A 19,007-nucleotide genomic window follows, 5' to 3' on the forward strand; every position below is an offset into this window, starting at 1 on the left:
GACAAGGGCAAGGCGGCCAATGGAGGCTACCGATGATTTACACACGCAGAAAACTCCTGGCGCTTCTGGCCGCCTCCACGGCGGTACAATCGGTCGCCAGCCAGGCACTGGCCGAGAGCGTCGTGGCGGGAAGCGGGGACGTCGCCCTCGACAAGCTTCCCGACTGGGCCGATGTGAAGCTCCAGCTTTGGAAATACTCCAATCCCTTCGCACCGTCGCAGTGGAGCGAGCCCAAGCTTGGAGGCTATGACTGGAAGGCCGCCAATGTCAAAATCGTCGACGGCGCCCTTCAGCTTACCGTCAGCGAGAAAGCCTCCGCCGAGGTGATCTCGGGCAGCAATTCCGCATCCGCATCGGCGAAATGGGAGGTGGACGTAACGCTGCCGACGATGAAGCCAGGGCTGATCGCGGCGCCGCTCTGGATCTTCAACGACAAGGCCCATGAGGAGGTCGATTTCGAGATCGTCGGCACCAGGGGATTGCAACTCACCGTCTGGGCGAACGTCGACAACCAGCACAAGGCGGTCTGGGTAAAATGGATCCTGGTTGGCGACCTTTCAGGCAAACGATATCGCCTCGGCCTGCAATATGAGGCCGGAAAACGGGTTGTCTTTTCCATCGATGGCAAGGAAGCCGCGGTCGTCACGCCGGCCGACACCACCGGCGGTGCCTTTCCGAACAAGCCCATGCAGCCGTATTTCGACCTGTGGGTGGCCGCAGGTGCCATCATGGACCCGCGCTGGGCCGGCAAATGGGAGCCGATGGCTCCGTCGGAGAGATTGGTCATGACCGTTCACGGATACAGGCGGACCGACATTTAGCCATGAGGTAACTTCTTGCGCCGTCGCGCCTAGCCTCGAGGACGGGCGCAAGCGCCGATCCAGATATGCTGCATTGCAGCATTTTTGGTGCAGTGTAGCAAAAATCCACGTTTTCTGTTGCACTGCAAAATTATTGCCGTAGTTTGGGGTGGGCGGCGGTTGTGGATTTCGGATTTCCGGAATCCGCGCAAAGATCAGGAATCCTGAATTTGGAAGCCAATCCATTCGACCCGCCAGAAGGCTCGTTGCGCAAATCGGTCGGGCGCGGCGCGGTGGTGACCGCCCTGTCGCAATCGGTGCGGGTCGCGACACAGATCATATCCGTCATCGTGCTGTCGCGGCTGCTGTCACCGCAGGATTTCGGCGTCGTGGCGATGTGCGCGCCGGTGCTGGCCTTCATCGCGCTGTTCCAGGATTTCGGCCTGACCCAGGCGACGATCCAGAAATCGGGCATCCGGCACGAGGAGGTAAACTACCTCTTCTGGATCAATGTCGCGGTCAGTGCGATCCTGGCCTGCGTGCTGGCGGGCGCGGCGCCGCTGGTCGCCGCCTTCTACAGCGAGCCGCGCGTGACCGGGCTGGTGGCCGCGTTCGGGCTGCAGATCATGGCCTATGGGCTTGGCGCCCAGCATCTGGCGCTTTTGACGCGGCGCATGCAGTTCGGGCGGCTGGCGATCATCGATGTCGCCAGCGCCGTCGCCGGGCTGGTGGTATCGATCGCCTGGACCTTCATCGACCGTTCCTACTGGGCGCTGTTCGCCGGCACGCTGACCGGCGCGGTGCTGCCGACGCTGTGCTACTGGGCAAGCTCGCGGTGGCGGCCAGGCATGCCGCGCAAGGTCGCGGGCATCGGCGAGCTGATCAATTTCGGCGCCGGCATCACCGGCTTCAACTTCGCCAATTTCTTCGCCCGCAACCTCGACAATGTGCTGATCGGCAAATACTGGGGCGAGCAGCAGCTCGGCCTTTACGACCGCGCCTACAAGCTGCTTCTGTTCCCGCTCAGCCAGATCACCAATCCGCTGTCGAAGGTGATGGTGCCGGCGCTGTCCAGGCTGAAGGACGAACCGGACCGCTATCGCAGCGCCTATCTGCGCGTCATGCCGCTGATCCTTTTGGTGGCGCTGCCCGGCGTCGCCTTTGCTACCGCCATGTCGGATGTGCTAATCCCCTTCGTGCTCGGCGAGCAGTGGCGCGCAAGCGCTTCGATCTTCCTGGCGCTCGGCTTTGCCGGGCTGCTGCAGCCGCTCAACAACCCGGCGGGCTGGCTTTTCGTCAGCCAGGGCCGCTCCGGCGACTTCATGCGCTGGGGCATCATCACGGCGGTGACGTCGGTGCTCGCCTTCGCGATCGGCCTGCCCTACGGCGCGCTCGGCGTGGCGGTCGCCTATGCGGTGAGTGAATATCTGCGCACGCCTTTCCTGTGGCTTTATGTCGGCAAGAGCGGACCGCTGCGGGCCAGCCATGTGCTGCGCGCGGCGACGCCCTTCGTGCTCGGCGCGCATCTGGCGTTGGCGGCGGTCTGGCTGATCAAGCCGATGCTGCCGCAACAGCCTGTCGTCGCCCTGGCCGGTGGCGCCGTTCTTGCCTACCTGATCACCATCGTCGTCGCGCTGGCCTTCGCATCCGGCCGCGAGGCCTTGCGCGAGGCCCTGAAAATGCTGCCGGCAAGACAGCCGGCGGCAACGCCACGCGAGGCGCAATAATTTCGGCGCCTTTGCCGGCTACCCAATATCCACACGAGCATCAGGTCCGATCCATGCACTACCGGTCGATATCCGACATGAACGACACCATCGTCAGCAACCTTCACCGGCTGCCGCGTGACATCGACCTCGTGGTCGGCGTTCCCAGAAGCGGCGTGCTGGCGGCGACGCTGGTGAGCCTTGCGGCGAACATTCCGATGACCGACCTGGACAGCTTCCTGGAAGGCCGTGTTTACACCTCAGGCATCACCAAGCGCCGCGCCGCACTCGACCGCAAGGTCTCCGAGATGCGCAAGGTGCTGGTGATCGACGACAGTGTGGCGGGCGGCAATGCCATGCGCGACGCCCGCGCCCGCATCCAGGCTGCCGGCATCGAAGCCGACTTCACCTTTGCCGCCGTGTTCGGCCTGCAGCCTCGGCATGCCGAAACCGACGTCGTCTTCGAGGTCGTGCCGCATCCGCGCATGTTCCAGTGGAATTTCATGCATCACAAATTCCTGGCGCAATGTTGTGTCGACATAGACGGGGTGCTGTGCCTCGACCCGACCGAAGCGGAAAACGACGACGGCCCAGCCTATGAGAAATTCCTCAGCGAAGCGCGCCCTCTTCATGCCCCGACCCACAGGATCGGCTGGCTGGTCACCAGCCGGCTGGAGAAATACCGCGCGCTGACCGAGGCATGGCTCGCAAGGAACGGTATCCAGTACGACCAACTGATCATGCTCGACCTGCCGAGCAAGGCGGAGCGCCAGCGGCTTGGCGCGCATGGCAGTTTCAAGGCTGATTTCTACCGCAAATCCGACGCCATCCTGTTCATCGAAAGCGAGCATGCGCAGGCGTTGAAGATCACCGAACTGTCGGGCAAGCCGGTGCTGTGCGTCGAAACGCACATGGTCAGCGTTCCCGACGCGCTGTCGCTGCCGGCGCTCGGCCAGGCCGCGCGCAACCTGCCGGCGAGGCTGCGGCAGATCAACTCGCAGGAAGGCCGCAAGGGCGCCGCCAAGGCCCTTGCCCGCGCCCTGCTTGGCGCCCGCGGCTACGAGACGCTGAAAAGCCGGGTCAAGCGCCCGGCCTGATCAATACCGTGGCGGCTGCCGTCGAGCAGCTCGCCACCCGCCATGGCTACGCCGCCTGGCGGGCGCGCTGCCGTACCGCCCTGTCCAGGATGGAGAAGAAGGTGACGAACTGGCGGTCCGGATCGAGCTCCGGGCGTGCCGCGAAACCGCGCGCGAGGCCCGAGACGCGATCATATTCCTTGCTGTCGTTCCACAACCGCCTGACGGTCGCGACCCAGTCGGCAAGCGGAGCGTCATAATCCAACACCGCACCGCCGGGGCCGATCGCTTCGGGCAGGCCGCCGCGCCGCGAGCCAATGACGGGGATTCCGCTGCAATGGGCCTCCGACGCGACGCGCCCCCAGGCCTCTTCCCATTTGCTGGGCGCAAGCAGGATCCTGGTGCGGCCATAGACCGTCTTCATATCGCTGGTGCGGCTTTCCAGCGTGACATTGCCAAGCGGTGCGATCGTCTCTTCGATGCGCGCACGATGGTCATCCTCCAGCTTCCAGCTTTCAACGAACAGGAACGGGATTTCCGGGCAAGCACCGGCAATGCGCACCGCCAACTCGAAACCCTTTTCCTCATAGGGATTGATCAGCGTGACAAACTGGCCCGTCGTCGGCGTGCTGTAATGCGTCGGGTTGATAGTCGGCGGGATCACCGTCGCCTCGATGCCGAACTCCCTGCTGTAGGTGCGCGCGGTGAATTCGGAATTGGCGATGTAGAGTGCCGAGCGCAATTCGCGCAGGTCGCCGGCCAGTTCATGAAACTCGACGTTGCGCAGATACACGACCAGCGGCACGCCCTCGGCCTGCAGCGCCTTGCCGAGCGGAACCGACTTGTGGCACTGGACCACCGCCACATCCGGCTTCACGCGGTTGACGGCAAAGGCCGCCGCCTCCCAGGGGAACCATGCCCGGATCACCGGGTAGCCGGGAAAATTATCGACGACCGCGGGCTGGCGCAAAAGCTTCATCTTGGCGCGCGCCTTGAGGCCGAAGACGCCGTCGCCGAACAGGGCGGCAAGCACCGCGGCCTCATGCCCATGCTCGATCAGTTGTTCGGCCAGATGATGCGTGCTCGACTGGACGCCGCCGCTGAATTCCGGCGGGTAGCCGTTGCCGCCTGCAAAAAGAACTTTCATGATCCTGGCTCCTGGTCTTTTCGCGTTTCATTCTTGCGGCCCGATCGAGGGCCGCGTCGAAAGCCGCCTCAGGCACTCTGTGGCGGATCAAGCGTCGCGAACGGGTTGGTGCATGAGTGCCATCCGGTGAACCGGATCGGATCGTCAGGCGAACTGCGCCCGGCATAGTCCGTCAGCATGTGGAATTCGGCAACGAGCCAGCGATCGAAATGCCTGAGATCGCGCCGCTTGCGCTGCGGCAGCAACCCGCGCGCCTGGCCGAGCTTCGTCTTTTCAAGCAAGGTGACGGCATCACCCAGCTTCTCGCTCGGGAATATCCAGGGATTCCGGTTGCGGAACTCCAGCACGAACTGCTGCAGATGCTCGATGCGCATGTTCAGCCTGCCGAGATATTTTTCCAGCGTGACCCGAACCAGATCCTCGTCCGAAAACGAGGAGACGGCCGCGTAGGCAACGCCTGTCGACGCAACGCCTCCCGCCAGGATGGCCAGTGCCGAGCGCCGTGTGACTTCGATCATCGGCCCGCTCCTTTCATGCGATCCGGCTCGCCGCGCGCAGCGACAACGCTGCCGCGGTCAGGCTCGGGTTGGCGCAGGAGCAGCTTGGGTAGGTGCTGGTGCCGACGACAACCAGGTTTCTCAACCGGTGATGGATCATGTCGCTGTCGATGACCGAATCGGCGGGGCCGGTGCCCATCCTGAGCGTGCCCTGCACATGCGATTCGGTTGGCCGGATGCCGCGGTCGAAAAGCCTTTCGACCGGCAGCGGGGCGAGCAGCCCGGGCAATTTATCCAGTGCCCTGGCCATGCCCTTGACCGCGTAGTCCGACGGCGCCTTGAAGGAGACAAAGGCATTGTCGTCCTCGTCGAGGGTGACGAAATTCTCGTCATCGAGCAGGTTCTCAGTGACCACGACCAGCGGCAGCGTCTGGCGCAGACGGCCCTTCTCGGCACGCATCCCGTGCTGCCAGCGGTTCTCGAAATAGACCAGGGCTGCCGCGTGCTCGGACCGGTGCGGACCGTCATAGAGGCCGAAATTCAGGCCGGTGGTAATTGTGCTGCCGTCGAAATTGTCGACGCCGTCGAGATAGACCTCGAAATTCCAGCCATAGGATTCATGCAGGCCACGCCCGACGAATTGATCGCCCAGGCCGGAACGCAGCATGATCGCGGCGCTCTGGATGGCATTGGCGCCGAGAATGAAGAGGTCGCCACTGACCTGATATTGCTTGCCGTCATGGACGAAGGTGACCGAACGGACCGTACCGCCGACATGATCGAGCCGCCGCACTTCCGCACCGAGGCAGACCGAAACGTCGGGATGCTCGAAGACGTGCATCAGGCCGTTGTTGGCGGTGAATTTCGCGTCGACCGGGCACAGCCAGCAGCGCAGATTGGCACAGCACGAGGTGCGTTGCGAGGTCGGGACCCGGGCACGGGCCGTCGGCATGACGAAGTGCTCGTCGGGCTGGGCCGCCTTCATCATCTTGTCCGGCGTCGACATGCGATGCGGCGGTTGCGGAAACGGTTTTGAACGCGGCAACATCGCCGCCATGTCGGGGTCGCCCGAGATCGACATGATCTCTTCGGCATCGCAGTAGAATGGCTCGACATCGTCATAGCTGATCGGCCAGTCATTGCCGATGCCGTAGGTGCTTTTCAGCCTGAAATCATTGGGATGGAACCGTGGCGTCTGCGCGAACCAGCAGTTGGTCCCGCCGCCCAGCCCGATCGTATAATTCCACGGCTTGTCGGAATTGTCGGTCTTGTAGGTCGTCTCGTCGTCGATGTCGGTGTTGGCGTCCTGGTCGAGCTGCCATTCATGCGTATTGTGGCGGCCCCACTCCAGCACCAGGATGCGCGCCTTACGCCGCCTGGCGAACTCGTGCAGGAAGAAGGCCGAACCGAAGCCGGAACCGATTGCGACAAGATCAAAATGATCCCTGGTGATTTGCTCGGGCTTTACGTCCAGCACCATCAGCTACAACTCCGCACAGAAATACGCACCCATCGGGTCCTTGCGACCGTTCTTCATGTCCGAGACCAGTCTCACCACTCCAGCCTCATGCCGCCATTCTGCCGATCGAGTGATACTCGATGCCATGGCGCGCCACGACCTTGGGATCATAGAGGTTGCGCCCGTCGAAGATGACCGGTGTGGTCAGCGCGTCCTTGAGCGCGTCGAAGGACGGCGCGCGGAAGCTCTTCCATTCGGTGGCGATGAGCAGCGCATCGGCGCCGCGCAGTGCCGCTTCCTTGGTGCCGCACAGCATCAGGTCGTCGCGCAGCCCGTAGATGGCCTGGCATTCCTGCATCGCCTCGGGATCATAGGCCTGCACGGTCGCGCCGGCCTTCCACAGCGCCTCCATCAGGACGCGCGCCGGCGCCTCGCGCATGTCGTCGGTGTTGGGCTTGAAGGCCAGGCCCCACAGCGCGAAGGTCTTGCCGGCGAGATCGCCCTTGAAGTAGCGGTTCACCTTGTCGAACAGGACGGATTTCTGGTCGTTGTTGCGTTCCTCGACGGCACGCAGCAGCTTGGCGTCGAATTTGACGCCTTCGGCGGTCTTGATCAGGGCGCGGACGTCCTTGGGGAAGCACGAGCCGCCATAGCCGAGGCCCGGATAGATGAAGTGATAGCCGATGCGCGGGTCGCTGCCGATGCCCTTGCGCACCTCCTCGATGTCGGCGCCGAGCTGCTCGGCCAGATTGGCCATCTCGTTCATGAAGCTGATCTTGGTCGCCAGCATGCAGTTGGCGGCGTATTTCGTGAACTCGGCGCTGCGCACGTCCATCACGATCATCTTCTCGTGGTTGCGGTTGAAGGGCGCGTAGAGCTCGCGCATCACGGCCTCGGTGTCCTCGCTGGACGTGCCGACGATGATGCGATCGGGCTTCATGCAGTCGGAGACGGCCGAGCCTTCCTTGAGGAATTCGGGATTGGAGGCGACGTCGAAGCTCAGGTCCTCGCGCCCTCTCGTCTTCAGTGTTTCGGCGATCCTGGCCTTTACCTTTTCGCAGGTGCCGACCGGCACGGTCGACTTGCCGACGATGATCTTGGCGGTCTCCATCTCGCGGCCGATGGTCTCGGCGACCGCCAGCACATATTTCAGGTCGGCCGAACCGTCCTCGCCGGGCGGCGTGCCGACCGCGATCATCTGGATTTCCCCATGCCTGACGGCGGCGGCGGCATCGGTGGTGAACTTGATGCGGCCGGCGGCGTGATTCTCCCTGACGATGCTTTCAAGGCCCGGCTCGAAGATCGGGACGAAGCCCTGGTTGAGCCGTTCCACCTTGTTTGCATCGATGTCGACGCAAACAACCTGGTGGCCGACCTCGGCAAGCACCGCCGCCTGCACGAGGCCGACATAGCCAATTCCAAACACCGTCAAGTTCATTCGATTTCGTTCCTGTCCAGGGCCGCGAACCGCTTTGGGTCCGGCCGGTTCAATTCGACGTTCCCAACTGTTTTATAGTGCATGCGAGCGATTCAGGAAATTGACAGGGTTCGCCGAGCGCGGTGAAGGCGACGCGTTCGACCTGCAGCGAGAGCTTGCGGCCCGGATCCGCGAACGCACCCATCCAGCCATTCATCGTGTCGCTGCCCCAAAAACTGAAGAAAATCTTCTGCGCATGGCTGGGCAGCTTCGCCGGATCGGTGATGGTGTTCACCAGTTGGCCGTTCACGTACCAGCGCAAACTGTCCTTCTCCCAGACGAAGGCGTAGTCGTTGAAGGCCTTGTCGGTGCCGCCGGGCACCTCGACCAGCTTCTCGTTCTTGCCCTTGCCGTCGATATAGGCGTTGACCTGCACCTTGGATGTGTCCTTGGTCAGGATCTCGAAGTCGATCTCGTCCCAAGGCTGCTTGTCGGACGGGCCGATATACGAAAAGAAAGCCGCGTTCAGGCCGGGACCGGTATCGGTCTTCATCCGCGCCTCGTAGGTGCCGTAGCCGAAGCGCTGCTTGCTCTGGATCTCGCCGCAGGCGAATTCGCGATCCTTCGTCTTCTGCTTCTCGAACCCTAGTGACAATACACTGTTGGACAGACTGATCTGCCCCTTCGACCAGGTGCAATTCTGGTGACTGCCGTTCGTCCAGCCGTCGGAAACGTACCAGCGTTCACGGTTGAAACTGGTGAAATCGTCGACGAAAGAGGGGGCCGTCTCGATATTCTGTGCATGGGCGGGAACTGCCGGGAAACTGGCAAGAGCGGCCAACAGCAGCGCCCCGGCCGGACCCAGCAGCCACAGGCCGATCCGCCGGGCCTGGTGCGCGAAGGGCGATGCGTCAATTGCAGTCGTGGATGTGGATTTCGAACCCGAATTCATACCAAACTCACCTTTGTGCTGTGTCCCCAACCCAAAGTCGACGTTTGAACCGCTTCCAAACGGGCCAACCTTGACCTCCTCCTTGACCCTCCCGAAATCCCTCTCCTGTCCTGCACCGCATCCTTGCGGCGGTCCCGCCTTCACGGTCACGCTCGGCCGGCGCCAGCGGGCCTGGCGAAATCGACCGCGGCGGCCGAATCGGACGCCCCACCCTCGTCGAAGACCATATCCAGCGAATGACGGAGCTCCCTCATCATGCCGTTCTGGCGCGACAATGCCGCGATGCGACGCTCGCAATTCAGGATCGACTCCGTCAGCGCGGTGACTTCGGATGAACGCCTGCGCGAGGCAGAGCCGTTTTCCATGGCTTCGACAAGAAAGGCCGCGTTGGTGGCCGTCTTGCGGTAGCGGCTCTCCAGGCCGGTTCTCTCGGCTTCGATCTCGGCTGCAATCTGCTCGAAGAGCTTCGCCAGCCGGTCGAGGCGCGAGACGTCGGCCTGCCGGTCGCGGGCAGGATCCCTTGATCTGAAGCCGAATATCGAGGCCATGGCTTAAATTCCTGTCATCGCCGGCTTGCGTGCCGGGCTACTGGCCAATCCCCCGCAACCGGGGGCCGAACAACTCGTACCGCATTGTCCACTCCACTGACGGGAGAGACTTCAGACCAATCCGATCGGGGGCCAGTTCGGTTGGTCGTTTAATTTGCTGCACCGCAACATAGACTGCCATCGTCGGAGCCGTGAGGCAACCACCCAATTCGTAAACTCATAAATCCGGTGGAAATGGTTTGCGCGGTGACGTGCTGCCGGCGGGATAAACCGAGCATTCCCAGCGCCTTACCGTTCCTTCCCCGCGTTGGTCCCGGCCATCAGGAAACGCAACGGCGGCACATGCCTTTGCCCGGAGGCAAGGCCAACGCGGCGAAACAGCGCCTCGAGCTTGTCGGACGCCACGCCCTGGACGATGGGGACCAGGTTGGATTGACTTGATAAGGCGTAGGCTGCGGCCGAAGCCAGCCCGCGCTCGGCCTTCACGTCGAGGAAGTTGCGTAGCCGGTACTTGTCGCGCACGTGCCGCTCGTGCCGCCGCAGCACCGCCTTGGAGCCTTCCGGCAAGCTGTCGATCGCCAGCAGCGCCAGATCCGCGTCGGCCAATCGCTTCAGGTCCTGCGTCTTGTGGCGGCCGCTGAGCGAATCGGCGCGCACGATGGCGCCGTAGCCGCAGGAGCGGATGACCTTGAACCGCGCCCCGTGGGCGACCGCGCGGGCGTAGAGTTCGTAATCCTCGCCCAGCCGCAGGCTCTCATCGTAGCGCAATCGGTGCCGGTCGAGGAAGGCGCGGCTGATCACGGGCTTCAGAAAGCCAAGCTCGCCTCTTTGCACGCGGCGCCTGGAGATGTTGCCTTCGACGAAGCGCTCGAAGTCGAGGAATTCCGGCTCGGCGGCAAAATCCGGGGCGACGATTTTCGTCGCGTCGCTGGTCGCGTCGTCCCTGATCAACATGATGTTGTCGGCCGCGAAATCCCAATCGGCGCCGGCAAACAGGTTGCGGAACCGGCCCTCGAGGAAGAAGTCGTCGGCATCCAGAATGCTGATGAACGGCGCCTTCGAGCCGGCGATCGCGGCATTGCGGGCGAAGGACGGGCCGCGATTGACATCGAGGCGCATCACCGCAAGCCGGCCGCTGCCGTCGTCGGTGGAGCGGGCGACCTCGGCGGTGTTGTCGGTGGAGCCGTCGTCGACGACGACGACCTCCGTCACTTCCGGTTCGCGCAACGCGGATGCGATGGCTACCGCGATCGTGCGTGCCGCGTTTTTGGCCGCGATGATCACGCAAACCTCGGATTTCGTCATCGACATGGGTTTTGCCTCTTGCACAGGTTTCGATATGCCCTCGCCCTGTACGTATTCGATGCCCACCGCCATCACGGACTGGCCGGCCGTTCGAAGATGCGGCGGCTGATATCCGCCGATGCCGCCCAGCCGGCTTCCGCCAGATAGCGGACAGGAGCCCGGCCACACAATTCCCACAAAACGGTTCGCCGCTGCGGCCATCGCAGTGACGACAGCCATGGCGCGATGACCATGTTGAGCAGATCCTCGTTGCCGATGCGCGAAAGGATCGGCTTGGCCCGCTCCGACAAGAGCGTGTCGGTGCCGCCCAACAGCACGTCGGCGGCACGCAGGCCGAGCAACAGCGTATCGTCCAGCCCCTGGCTCACCGCCGCATCGAGAACACGGCGCTGATCGGCCTCGTCGAGACGATTGGCGCTGGCCCTGATATCGCAGACATAGCCCGCGCATGGTTCGCGGTTGAACAAGGCCTTGGCAACGCTGATGCAGGACAGCATCAGCGTGTCGGCGACCGACGTGAACGGCACTCCGGTGCCGGTGATCTCGACCAGCCGTTTGCGCCGCAGGAACCCGTCGGCATCGCGTGGGCTGGGCGAGCCGGGCTGCTGGAGCCGATAGTGAAGGTCGACCGTGGAGGATTTCGGCCCGCTTCCCCGAATCATGTGCTGTTCGCCAAGGAAGCGAACCCACCAGACGGAGCGCGACTTGCCTGATACCTCGTAGCCGATCGAACGCAGCGCGTCGCGCGCCCTCGAGAACCCTGCAGGCGAAACCAGGATATCGACATCGCCCGATGGCTTCATGAAATGGTCGTCGTAGAGCAGATGCTGCTGAAACGGGCCCTTCAGAAAGACGAAATCGATCTGCCTGTCGCGCAGTGCCTGGTGGATCGCCATCGAATCCATGAGGCAGGCGGCGTTCATCGAAACCGTCTGCCGGCGATAGGTGTCGAGCCACTGTGAAAGCTCAGCCGGCCTGTCGCCCGCCGGGGCGCGCGACAGCGCCTTCAGAACGAAGGTGGCGACTTTGTTCAGCCTGGCGATGTCGGCCACGGCAGCATCGGAAAGGCCCGGCCGCGACAGATCGCCGGCCGAGGCCGCCGCGCCCGAGAAATACAACCGCAGGCAGGCCCGCACATAGGCAATCTCGTCGGCGCAGTCGGCGGCGCGCAGTCGTTCATAGGAACTTTCCGGCAAGGCCATCGAGCGCATGGTCTCCAAAACGCGGTTTGCGCGACGCGTATGCTGCAGGTGCGAAGCAAAGCATCCTCAAAAACCTCGGCGACGTAAAGTCTTTCCTTTCGCAGTGCGAAATTTTGCAACCAGAGCGGTTGCCGAGCCTTCCGAAGACCGTGAGATATACGGTTGGAATTGCAACCGCCATCGAGGCGTTTCGGCCGGTCATCACCGCGGGTCGGCTAACAGAAATCCATCTTTTTTAGGGACGCCTAAAAAAGCATCAGCACTACCAACTTTTTATGCAAGTAAAATCAACTGCTTAAAGAATCGCCATCGCCGACGTCAGATGGTTCGAGCTTCAGTTCAAAAGCGGCGGAATTTTGAGCAGCCCGCACACACATGGTGACGCCCTCAACCTTTAATTGATTAACCAGAGGTAAATCAGGCTTGACTCATAAATGCTGCCATGCAGCTATTGCACCGCAGCATGAAAGTGCTGACGGCACTCGACAGGCCGTTTCCAGTCCTCATTTTGGAGAGTAAAATGGAACAGAATGTTGAAAAGCACGAGTACGAAACGCCAAGCCTGACGGTACATGGTTCCATTGAAACCATCACCCAGGGCGGTGGTGGCAGCACGGCAATCGACGCGTCGTTTCCCGCGCACACCCCAATTGGCGACCTGACGTTCTCCTGACACCAACCTGATTCCGGGGGAGTGACGTTGGGCTTCCGGGATCCAAGACCATAAATGGAGCCGGGGATGAAAATCCCCGACTTTCCCTCTTGAACCGACGACGCGTGGACCGTGTGTTGCAACGAGGTTTTGGCATGAACTGGAACCCATCCGAGCACGATAGCGTAAGTGCCACCGGGGATGCCGTGGCTTGCGAATTTGGCGAAGGCCTCGCGCTTCTCAATCTCAAATCCAATATCTACTACAGCCTCAACGGCGTCGGCGCTTTCATCTGGGAGCTGATCCAGGAGCCGAAGTCGATCGCCGATATCCGCGGCGCCGTGCTTGCGCGCTACAATGTCGACGCCGAGCGCTGCAAGGCCGACGTCGACGCACTGCTGCAGGGCCTCGCCGAAAACGGGCTTGCGAGGGTGCAGCATGAGGCACTCGTCTAGGCAGGCTGCGCAAAAGGCCATGATCCCGCGGCAAAGACCTGCGACGGAACAAAGACCCAGGCCGACGACCCGGCGGCCCGGCCGGTGGAGTTTGGCCAGGGTTCTGTCGCTGAGCGGTTCTGAAGCCCTTTTTCTCTGCCACTGCCTGCTGGTGGTCGCGGCCGTCCGGCTGGGGCTGACATTGTTCTCCTACAACCGTGTTCGTGGCATGGTGACCCGGCTCAACGCGCGCCAGTGCGCCAGTATGGGCGAGCTCCGGCTCGTCGCCTGGGGCGTCGCCGCGGCTGCACGGTTCGTGCCGCGCGCCACTTGCCTTACCCAGGCGCTCTCGGGTCAGTACATTCTCGCACGCCAGGGCAATGCCTCCAACATCCGCATCGGCATCGAACGCGGCACGGGCGAGCAATTGAAGGCGCATGCCTGGCTGGTCAGCGACAACCATGTCGTGCTTGGCGGCTCCGTCGACGGCTTCGCGCATCTGGTCGACCACGGCAGCCGATGAGCGGCGTGGCCGGAATCCTGCTGCGACAGGGACAAGCGTTCGCGGTCCGGGGATCCGCGCCGGCCGACGCGGCGACCGACATCCAGCAGATGCTGGCACGCATGCGCCACCGTGGCCCCGACGGAAACTCGTGGTGGCTGGACAGCGGCATCGCGCTTGGCCACGCCTGGCTCAACACGACGGACGAGGCCGGCCCGGGCCCGCTGACCATGGCCGGCGGCAAGCTCGCCATCACCGCCGATTGCCGGCTGGACAATCGCGACGAGCTGATGGCGAGGCTGGGTGTCCGCGACAGATCGGTCGCTGACGCAGTATTGCTGATGCGAGCCTATCTGCGCTGGGGCGAATCCTGCCCCGTCCACCTGCAGGGCGACTTCGCCTTTGCCATCTGGGATGCCGAGCGGCAGCTGTTGTTTTGCGTGCGCGACCATTTCGGGGTCAAGCCATTCTACTACCACGCCGCGGACCGGCGTTTTGCCTTTGCCTCCGAGATCGGGCCGATGCTTGGCCTCGACGGGGTCGATGCGCGCATCAGCGAACACCGCATTTCGGGATTCCTGGCCGGACTTCCCGACGACCCGCAGTCCACCCCCTACAGCGATATCTTCAGCCTGCCGGCGCGTCACAGCCTCACCGTCACCGCGCAACAGGTGGTGCTGCGCCGATACTGGCAGATCGAGCCATCGACGCGACCGCTGCGATCGGATGCGGCGGAGGAATTCAGCCATCTGTTCGCGCAATCGGTGAGCAACCGGATGCGCGGCAGTCAGTCGATCGGCGCGATGCTGAGTGGCGGCCTCGACTCCTCCTCGATCGCCTGTGTCGCCGGCCTGCAGAATGCCGCCGAGCGGAAACCCAGGCTGCCGACCTTCTCGCTGATTTTCGAGAAGGGCTCGTCGATGGATGAGCGGTTTTTCATCGATGCGGTATTGGATCAGCAGAAAACCGATCCGACGCTGATCCCTGTCGGCAATTATGCACCCTTCGCCGAATTCGAGCGGGTGCTGGAGGAGCAGGAAGGCACTTTCCTGGCGCCCGGGCTGACGCTGACCCGCGGCATCTACAGGACCGCGGGCGCCAAGGGCGTCAAGGTGCTGCTCGACGGCCATGGCGGCGACGAGGTCGTTTCGCCGGGCCATGGCCATTTGCACGAGCTTGCCAATGGCGGCAGGTGGCTGGACCTTTGGCGCGAGGTCCGCAGCGCCTCCAACACCTATGGCGACAGCACGCTCGCCCTCTATTTCCAGTTCCTGACGCTCTATGGGCCGGCATGGCGGATCGCCAGGCTGAGACAGCTGGCGAACCGGGCGCTGAACCGGATACGCAAGCCCACGCGGATACAGCGCGGCCGCAGCTGGCGCGACCTGATCAATCCGGACCTGGCCAGGCGCACCGAGATCATCGACCGTTTCCACCGGGCCGGATACATGCCGCCGGGCGTCCAGGCCAGCGACGCCTTGAGCCATCGCTGGATCCTGTTGAACGGCTATGTGCCGCACTCCTTCGAGGTGCTCGACAAGGCGGCTGCCAATTTCGGCGTCGAGCCACGGTATCCCTTCTGGGACAAGCCGCTGGTCGAATTCTGCCTGGCGCTGCCGGGCGAGGAGAAACTCAGCCACGGCTTTGGCCGCTACGTGTTGCGCCGGGCGATGGAGGGCATCCTGCCGGCGGCGGTCCAGTGGCGGCGCGACAAGATCGATTTCACCGCCAATCTGGTCAATGGCATGGTGCGCAACCACCGCGACCTGCTGGAGCAATTGCTGGTCTCGGATGCCGGGCGCATCGCGCCCTATGTCAACCTGCCACAGGTGAGCGCCGCATATGGTCGGCTGCTGCGCCAGCCCGATCAGGCAACCCCTCTCGATGTCCAGTATGTGTGGCGTTCGGCCTCGCTGTCACTCTGGCTGCGGCAGGTCCAGCACAGCGGGAGCCCCGCATGATGCCTCGTAACCAGCCGTTCGCCACCTACCTTGGTGATCGTCCTTCCCGTGATGGGATGACGAGGAAGCGGCGTTACTACCGGGCCTATGGTCTGACCGTCGCATCCGACGTGGCGTTGCCCGAACTGCAGCCGGCGGAGCCGGCGACGCCGGATATCCTGATCGCCATCGGCACGATCGACATGCCGAAGCCTTCGTCCGAGACCGCGACAATCTTCCGCTTCGAGCCGGACCGGCAATATCTGGCATGGCATGCTGTCGGCGCCTTCCTGATCAGCGATTTCAGCCGCATCGATATCGAGCCGGCGCCCGGCGTCGACGACGCGCTGCTTGCCTTCCCGCTGCTCGGGCCGGTGATGGCATTGTTGCTGCACCAGCGCGGCCTGCTCGTCCTGCATGCCAGCGCCATCGCGGTGGCCGGCAGGGGCGCCATCTTCATGGGCGACAAGGGCGCCGGCAAGTCGACGACGGCAAGCGCGCTGATCCGAGCCGGGCATGATTTGCTTACCGATGATGTCGTGGCGCTGGACCTGGCCAACCCCGTCGCGCCGATGATCGTTCCGGGCTTTCCCCAGATCAAGCTTGCCGCAGATGCCGCGGCCGCGATTTCGCTTGGCCAGGCGGAGGTGCGGCCGCAAGTGCATCCGGCGATCGAGAAGATGCAACATCGCCTGCACGGCGCCTTCTCCAGCGGCACAGTGCCGGCGACCAGGATCTATGTGCTCGAGCGAGGCCAAAAGGCCGGTATCACGCCCTTGCCGGGTATCGCTGCCCTGCCGGCCATCATCAAATTCTCCTATGTGACGCGGTTCGGCCGCGCGGCGCTGGCCGGCGATTTCGCGGCGCTGCATTTTCGCCAATGTTCAGCAATCGCTAACCATGTCGGCGTGTTCCGGCTGGAAGTTCCGACCGGCCTCGACAGGATAGGCGAGGCGGTGGAGCTGATCGAAGCCGACCTTGCAGTTGGCAATTTAGCCGCCGGGGAGCCGGCGGCCGGCTGTCGGCAGCGGTGAGGGCAATCATGTCGACGTCCTCGATCCTTCGCCTGTCGCTGTTTCGTGATGTCGCTGCGTTCGGCGCCGTCATTGCCCAGATCGGCGGGCGGCGGACCTGGACGGCGCTGCTGTTCCTCATCCTCGGCAGCCTGACGGAGGGCATCTCGATCCTGCTGCTTGTGCCGCTGCTTCACCTGGTCGGGCGCGCCGACCAGGATTTCGCGGTGCGGTTGCCGAACAACGATTTCGTGCGCTGGCTGGTGCCGGACGGAACGTTGCAGCTGACGACGGTGCTGTGCGCGCTGGTCGGGCTCGTTGCCGTGCAGGCAGCATTCAACCGCTTCAAGTCGGTCTACATGGCCAGGCTTCTGTTCGATTTCATCAACCGCCTGCGCATGAACCTGTTCGAGAGCATCGGCAAGGCGCGATGGGGGGTGTTCTCGCGCATGCGCAGCTCAGACCTCGACCATGCCTTGACCGGCGACATCGATCGCGTCCAGGGCGCCGCCTTCTCGCTGCTGATGCTGGTGCAGATCGCGGTGCTTTTGGTGGGCTATCTCGTGATCTCCATGTTCATCTCGCCGATCATGACGGCGTTTGCCATCATCATCGGCATCGTGATGTTCATAGCGCTGCAGCCGTTTCGCTCGCGCGCCACAGCCTTCGGGCGTGTCCTGACCAGCAATCGCCAGGATCAATACCGGACAGTCTCGGAATTCCTCGGCGGCATCAAGGTGGCCAAGAGCCTGAATGTCGAGGCCAGCTATTTCGCGCAGTTGCAGGCAACCCTGGAAAGGATGAAGGCCGACAACATCGACTATGTACGCAACAGCTCGATCGGTACCGCCGTGTTCCAGGTGGCGAGCGTCGTGGGCCTCAGCCTGTTCATCTACGTGGCGCTGGTCCGCTTCAACCTGTCGCTGGCCGAGATTGTCGTGCTGCTCCTGGTTTTCATGCGTATCGCGCCCCGCTTCATGGACATGCAGACGCAAGCCCAGCAGGTGCTGATCAACCTGCCCGCCTATATGGCCATGCGCAGCCTGCAGGCACGCTTCGACGCCGAGCGCGAGCCGGGCCATGCCGAATTCGACGATGCCGAAAAGCTGTCGCTCGATACCGGGCTGAACATTCGCGGGGTTTCCTTCAGCTACGACGACGGCGCCGGCAAGGCGGTGGTGAGCGAAATCACCTTCGGGCTTCCGGCCGGCAAGGTCACCGCCCTGATCGGACCTTCGGGATCAGGCAAGAGCACGATCGCCGACATGCTGCTTGGCCTGCTCGAGCCGACCACCGGCAAGATCCTGGTCGACGGTGTCGAGATCAATGCCGGCAATCGCCGGCGCTGGCGCGACCAGGTGGCCTATGTGCCGCAGGACGTGTTCCTGCTGCATGACACGATCGCGGCGAATCTGCGACTTGCCGCGCCGCAGGCCAGCGACGACGCGTTATGGACCGCGCTGCGCGCCGCACATGCGAGCGAATTCGTCGAACAGCTCGACCAGCGGCTCGAGACCGTGGTTGGCGACCGTGGCGCGCGCCTCTCAGGTGGCGAGCGCCAGCGCATTGCATTGGCGCGCGCGCTGCTGCGCAAGCCGTCGCTGCTCATCCTCGACGAGGCGACCAGCGCGCTCGATTGGCAGAACCAGGCGCTGATCGCCAGGTCGATCGATGGATTGCGCGGCGCAATGACCATCCTGACGATAGCGCACCGGCCATCGATGATCGCCTTCGCCGACTGGGTGGTGGCGATGGAAGACGGCCGTGTGGTGGAGGTCGGACAGTATCAGCGGTTGAAAGCGAAGCCGGCGAGCCGGCTGTCCAGGATGCTGTCGGGGGAACAGTCGGAAACCGAACCCGCCAATGTGGCCTGAGGCTCGATCGGGGTGTTGAGAATTCAGGTCAGGCCGATATCACCTGAATATCTGAACGGCGTAGAGCCGTTCAGCGTTTCACGGAATCGCAGAACCGCTCTAACTATTTGTTTTTACGCAATTCCGGACGGAAAACCGTTACACACTTTTCCTGGAATTGCTCTAATGCAGGCTGCGCCGGGCGCTGCCCAGCTTCTCGCCTTCGGGCACTTCGGGCGAGCTCAGCTTTCTTTCGGCTTCACGTAGCCTGTCCGCATGCGTCGGTGCGCTCCTGGCGATCATTGCATAGACGAGGACGAAATAGCCGGCCTGGATAACCGCCGCGCAGATGACGAGGCGCAGCAGCGTCGTGCCCAGCGAGGCGCCGCCAAGCCAGGACCAGGCGACGACAATCGCAAGAGCGAAAAGCATCCCAACGATGAATTTTGGAAGCGACATTACCCAACAGCCCATAAACCGGCTCGGGTCATATCCAATAATTGC

The 19,007-nt window shown here is 63.1% G+C and carries 18 protein-coding genes; 9 read left to right on the forward strand and 9 right to left on the reverse strand.

From position 1 onward, the window contains the following. Positions 1 to 32: 32 nt before the first annotated feature. From MesoLj_RS01200 to MesoLj_RS01210, 3 genes are all read left to right on the forward strand, one after another. Entirely contained in the window at positions 33 to 821 is a 789-nt protein-coding gene (locus tag MesoLj_RS01200; RefSeq protein ID WP_202324818.1) for a family 16 glycosylhydrolase, read from the forward strand. A gap of 209 nt (positions 822 to 1,030) precedes the next feature. Next, positions 1,031 to 2,527, forward strand: a complete 1,497-nt coding sequence (locus MesoLj_RS01205; protein ID WP_202324819.1) for a lipopolysaccharide biosynthesis protein — start codon at positions 1,031 to 1,033, stop codon at positions 2,525 to 2,527. A 53-nt stretch (positions 2,528 to 2,580) separates the two neighbouring features. Beyond that, positions 2,581 to 3,603, forward strand: a complete 1,023-nt coding sequence (locus MesoLj_RS01210; protein WP_202324820.1) for a phosphoribosyltransferase family protein — start codon at positions 2,581 to 2,583, stop codon at positions 3,601 to 3,603. A gap of 46 nt (positions 3,604 to 3,649) precedes the next feature. On the opposite strand, the gene MesoLj_RS01215 is transcribed toward MesoLj_RS01210, so the two are convergent. The 8 genes from MesoLj_RS01215 to MesoLj_RS01250 all read right to left on the reverse strand — a co-directional run bounded on the left by MesoLj_RS01215 (position 3,650) and on the right by MesoLj_RS01250 (position 12,109). After that, positions 3,650 to 4,729: a glycosyltransferase gene (locus tag MesoLj_RS01215; protein WP_202324821.1), complete on the reverse strand. Its 1,080-nt coding sequence runs from the start codon at positions 4,727 to 4,729 to the stop codon at positions 3,650 to 3,652. A 68-nt stretch (positions 4,730 to 4,797) separates the two neighbouring features. Beyond that, entirely contained in the window at positions 4,798 to 5,247 is a 450-nt protein-coding gene (locus MesoLj_RS01220) for a hypothetical protein (RefSeq protein WP_140769999.1), read from the reverse strand. Positions 5,248 to 5,260: 13 nt separating this feature from the next. After that, entirely contained in the window at positions 5,261 to 6,706 is a 1,446-nt protein-coding gene (locus MesoLj_RS01225; RefSeq protein ID WP_140770001.1) for a GMC oxidoreductase, read from the reverse strand. Between the two features lie 85 nt (positions 6,707 to 6,791). Continuing rightward, positions 6,792 to 8,123 (reverse strand): UDP-glucose dehydrogenase family protein, encoded by a 1,332-nt coding sequence (locus MesoLj_RS01230; RefSeq protein ID WP_140770003.1) that lies wholly within the window; start codon positions 8,121 to 8,123, stop codon positions 6,792 to 6,794. A gap of 49 nt (positions 8,124 to 8,172) precedes the next feature. Beyond that, on the reverse strand, positions 8,173 to 9,054 hold the full coding sequence (gene exoK / locus MesoLj_RS01235; RefSeq protein ID WP_202327103.1) for an endo-1,3-1,4-beta-glycanase ExoK: 882 nt from the start codon (positions 9,052 to 9,054) through the stop codon (positions 8,173 to 8,175). A gap of 146 nt (positions 9,055 to 9,200) precedes the next feature. Then, positions 9,201 to 9,602 (reverse strand): hypothetical protein, encoded by a 402-nt coding sequence (locus MesoLj_RS01240; protein WP_202324822.1) that lies wholly within the window; start codon positions 9,600 to 9,602, stop codon positions 9,201 to 9,203. Positions 9,603 to 9,890: 288 nt separating this feature from the next. Further along, positions 9,891 to 10,913: a glycosyltransferase family 2 protein gene (locus MesoLj_RS01245; RefSeq protein WP_202324823.1), complete on the reverse strand. Its 1,023-nt coding sequence runs from the start codon at positions 10,911 to 10,913 to the stop codon at positions 9,891 to 9,893. A 65-nt stretch (positions 10,914 to 10,978) separates the two neighbouring features. Continuing rightward, positions 10,979 to 12,109 carry a nucleotidyltransferase family protein gene (locus MesoLj_RS01250; RefSeq protein WP_202324824.1) on the reverse strand — a complete coding sequence of 377 codons (1,131 nt, stop codon included), beginning with the start codon at positions 12,107 to 12,109 and terminating at the stop codon, positions 10,979 to 10,981. Between the two features lie 520 nt (positions 12,110 to 12,629). On the opposite strand from MesoLj_RS01250, the gene MesoLj_RS01255 reads away from it, so the two are divergent. From MesoLj_RS01255 to MesoLj_RS01280, 6 genes are all read left to right on the forward strand, one after another. Next, the gene (locus tag MesoLj_RS01255; RefSeq protein WP_010913078.1) at positions 12,630 to 12,782 is read left to right on the forward strand and encodes a lasso peptide; all 153 of its coding nucleotides are present in this window, start codon (positions 12,630 to 12,632) and stop codon (positions 12,780 to 12,782) included. A gap of 134 nt (positions 12,783 to 12,916) precedes the next feature. Next, complete coding sequence (locus MesoLj_RS01260) at positions 12,917 to 13,216, forward strand: PqqD family protein (protein WP_202324825.1); 300 nt, start codon at positions 12,917 to 12,919, stop codon at positions 13,214 to 13,216. 91 nt (positions 13,217 to 13,307) lie between these two features. Next, positions 13,308 to 13,718 carry a lasso peptide biosynthesis B2 protein gene (locus MesoLj_RS01265; RefSeq protein ID WP_244735262.1) on the forward strand — a complete coding sequence of 137 codons (411 nt, stop codon included), beginning with the start codon at positions 13,308 to 13,310 and terminating at the stop codon, positions 13,716 to 13,718. Next, complete coding sequence (locus MesoLj_RS01270) at positions 13,715 to 15,658, forward strand: lasso peptide isopeptide bond-forming cyclase (RefSeq protein WP_202324827.1); 1,944 nt, start codon at positions 13,715 to 13,717, stop codon at positions 15,656 to 15,658. The genes MesoLj_RS01265 and MesoLj_RS01270 overlap by 4 nt, the downstream gene beginning before the upstream one ends. After that, the gene (locus MesoLj_RS01275; RefSeq protein WP_202324828.1) at positions 15,655 to 16,671 is read left to right on the forward strand and encodes a serine kinase; all 1,017 of its coding nucleotides are present in this window, start codon (positions 15,655 to 15,657) and stop codon (positions 16,669 to 16,671) included. Before MesoLj_RS01270 ends, MesoLj_RS01275 begins: the two co-directional genes overlap by 4 nt. Positions 16,672 to 16,679: 8 nt before the next feature. After that, positions 16,680 to 18,524 carry an ABC transporter ATP-binding protein gene (locus MesoLj_RS01280; RefSeq protein ID WP_202324829.1) on the forward strand — a complete coding sequence of 615 codons (1,845 nt, stop codon included), beginning with the start codon at positions 16,680 to 16,682 and terminating at the stop codon, positions 18,522 to 18,524. Positions 18,525 to 18,686: 162 nt separating this feature from the next. Here MesoLj_RS01280 and MesoLj_RS01285 read toward each other — a convergent pair whose 3' ends face one another. Beyond that, positions 18,687 to 18,962 carry an exopolysaccharide production repressor exox gene (locus tag MesoLj_RS01285; protein WP_140770019.1) on the reverse strand — a complete coding sequence of 92 codons (276 nt, stop codon included), beginning with the start codon at positions 18,960 to 18,962 and terminating at the stop codon, positions 18,687 to 18,689. Positions 18,963 to 19,007: the final 45 nt, after the last annotated feature.

Origin of the sequence: Mesorhizobium sp. 113-3-9 (genome assembly GCF_016756515.1) — a bacterium.
In the GTDB taxonomy this organism is placed as follows: domain Bacteria; phylum Pseudomonadota; class Alphaproteobacteria; order Rhizobiales; family Rhizobiaceae; genus Mesorhizobium.

What these genes read in the sequence shown, in the direction of transcription:
- MesoLj_RS01200 (WP_202324818.1), top strand. Translation starts at nt 33, where the DNA reads ATGATTTACACACGCAGAAAACTCCTGGCGCTTCTGGCCGCCTCCACG.
- MesoLj_RS01210 (WP_202324820.1), top strand. Translation starts at nt 2,581, where the DNA reads ATGCACTACCGGTCGATATCCGACATGAACGACACCATCGTCAGCAAC.
- MesoLj_RS01215 (WP_202324821.1), bottom strand. Translation starts at nt 4,729, where the DNA reads ATGAAAGTTCTTTTTGCAGGCGGCAACGGCTACCCGCCGGAATTCAGC.
- MesoLj_RS01220 (WP_140769999.1), bottom strand. Translation starts at nt 5,247, where the DNA reads ATGATCGAAGTCACACGGCGCTCGGCACTGGCCATCCTGGCGGGAGGC.
- MesoLj_RS01225 (WP_140770001.1), bottom strand. Translation starts at nt 6,706, where the DNA reads ATGGTGCTGGACGTAAAGCCCGAGCAAATCACCAGGGATCATTTTGAT.
- MesoLj_RS01230 (WP_140770003.1), bottom strand. Translation starts at nt 8,123, where the DNA reads ATGAACTTGACGGTGTTTGGAATTGGCTATGTCGGCCTCGTGCAGGCG.
- exoK (WP_202327103.1), bottom strand. Translation starts at nt 9,054, where the DNA reads ATGAATTCGGGTTCGAAATCCACATCCACGACTGCAATTGACGCATCG.
- MesoLj_RS01240 (WP_202324822.1), bottom strand. Translation starts at nt 9,602, where the DNA reads ATGGCCTCGATATTCGGCTTCAGATCAAGGGATCCTGCCCGCGACCGG.
- MesoLj_RS01245 (WP_202324823.1), bottom strand. Translation starts at nt 10,913, where the DNA reads ATGTCGATGACGAAATCCGAGGTTTGCGTGATCATCGCGGCCAAAAAC.
- MesoLj_RS01250 (WP_202324824.1), bottom strand. Translation starts at nt 12,109, where the DNA reads ATGGCCTTGCCGGAAAGTTCCTATGAACGACTGCGCGCCGCCGACTGC.
- MesoLj_RS01255 (WP_010913078.1), top strand. Translation starts at nt 12,630, where the DNA reads ATGGAACAGAATGTTGAAAAGCACGAGTACGAAACGCCAAGCCTGACG.
- MesoLj_RS01260 (WP_202324825.1), top strand. Translation starts at nt 12,917, where the DNA reads ATGAACTGGAACCCATCCGAGCACGATAGCGTAAGTGCCACCGGGGAT.
- MesoLj_RS01270 (WP_202324827.1), top strand. Translation starts at nt 13,715, where the DNA reads ATGAGCGGCGTGGCCGGAATCCTGCTGCGACAGGGACAAGCGTTCGCG.
- MesoLj_RS01275 (WP_202324828.1), top strand. Translation starts at nt 15,655, where the DNA reads ATGATGCCTCGTAACCAGCCGTTCGCCACCTACCTTGGTGATCGTCCT.
- MesoLj_RS01280 (WP_202324829.1), top strand. Translation starts at nt 16,680, where the DNA reads ATGTCGACGTCCTCGATCCTTCGCCTGTCGCTGTTTCGTGATGTCGCT.
- MesoLj_RS01285 (WP_140770019.1), bottom strand. Translation starts at nt 18,962, where the DNA reads ATGTCGCTTCCAAAATTCATCGTTGGGATGCTTTTCGCTCTTGCGATT.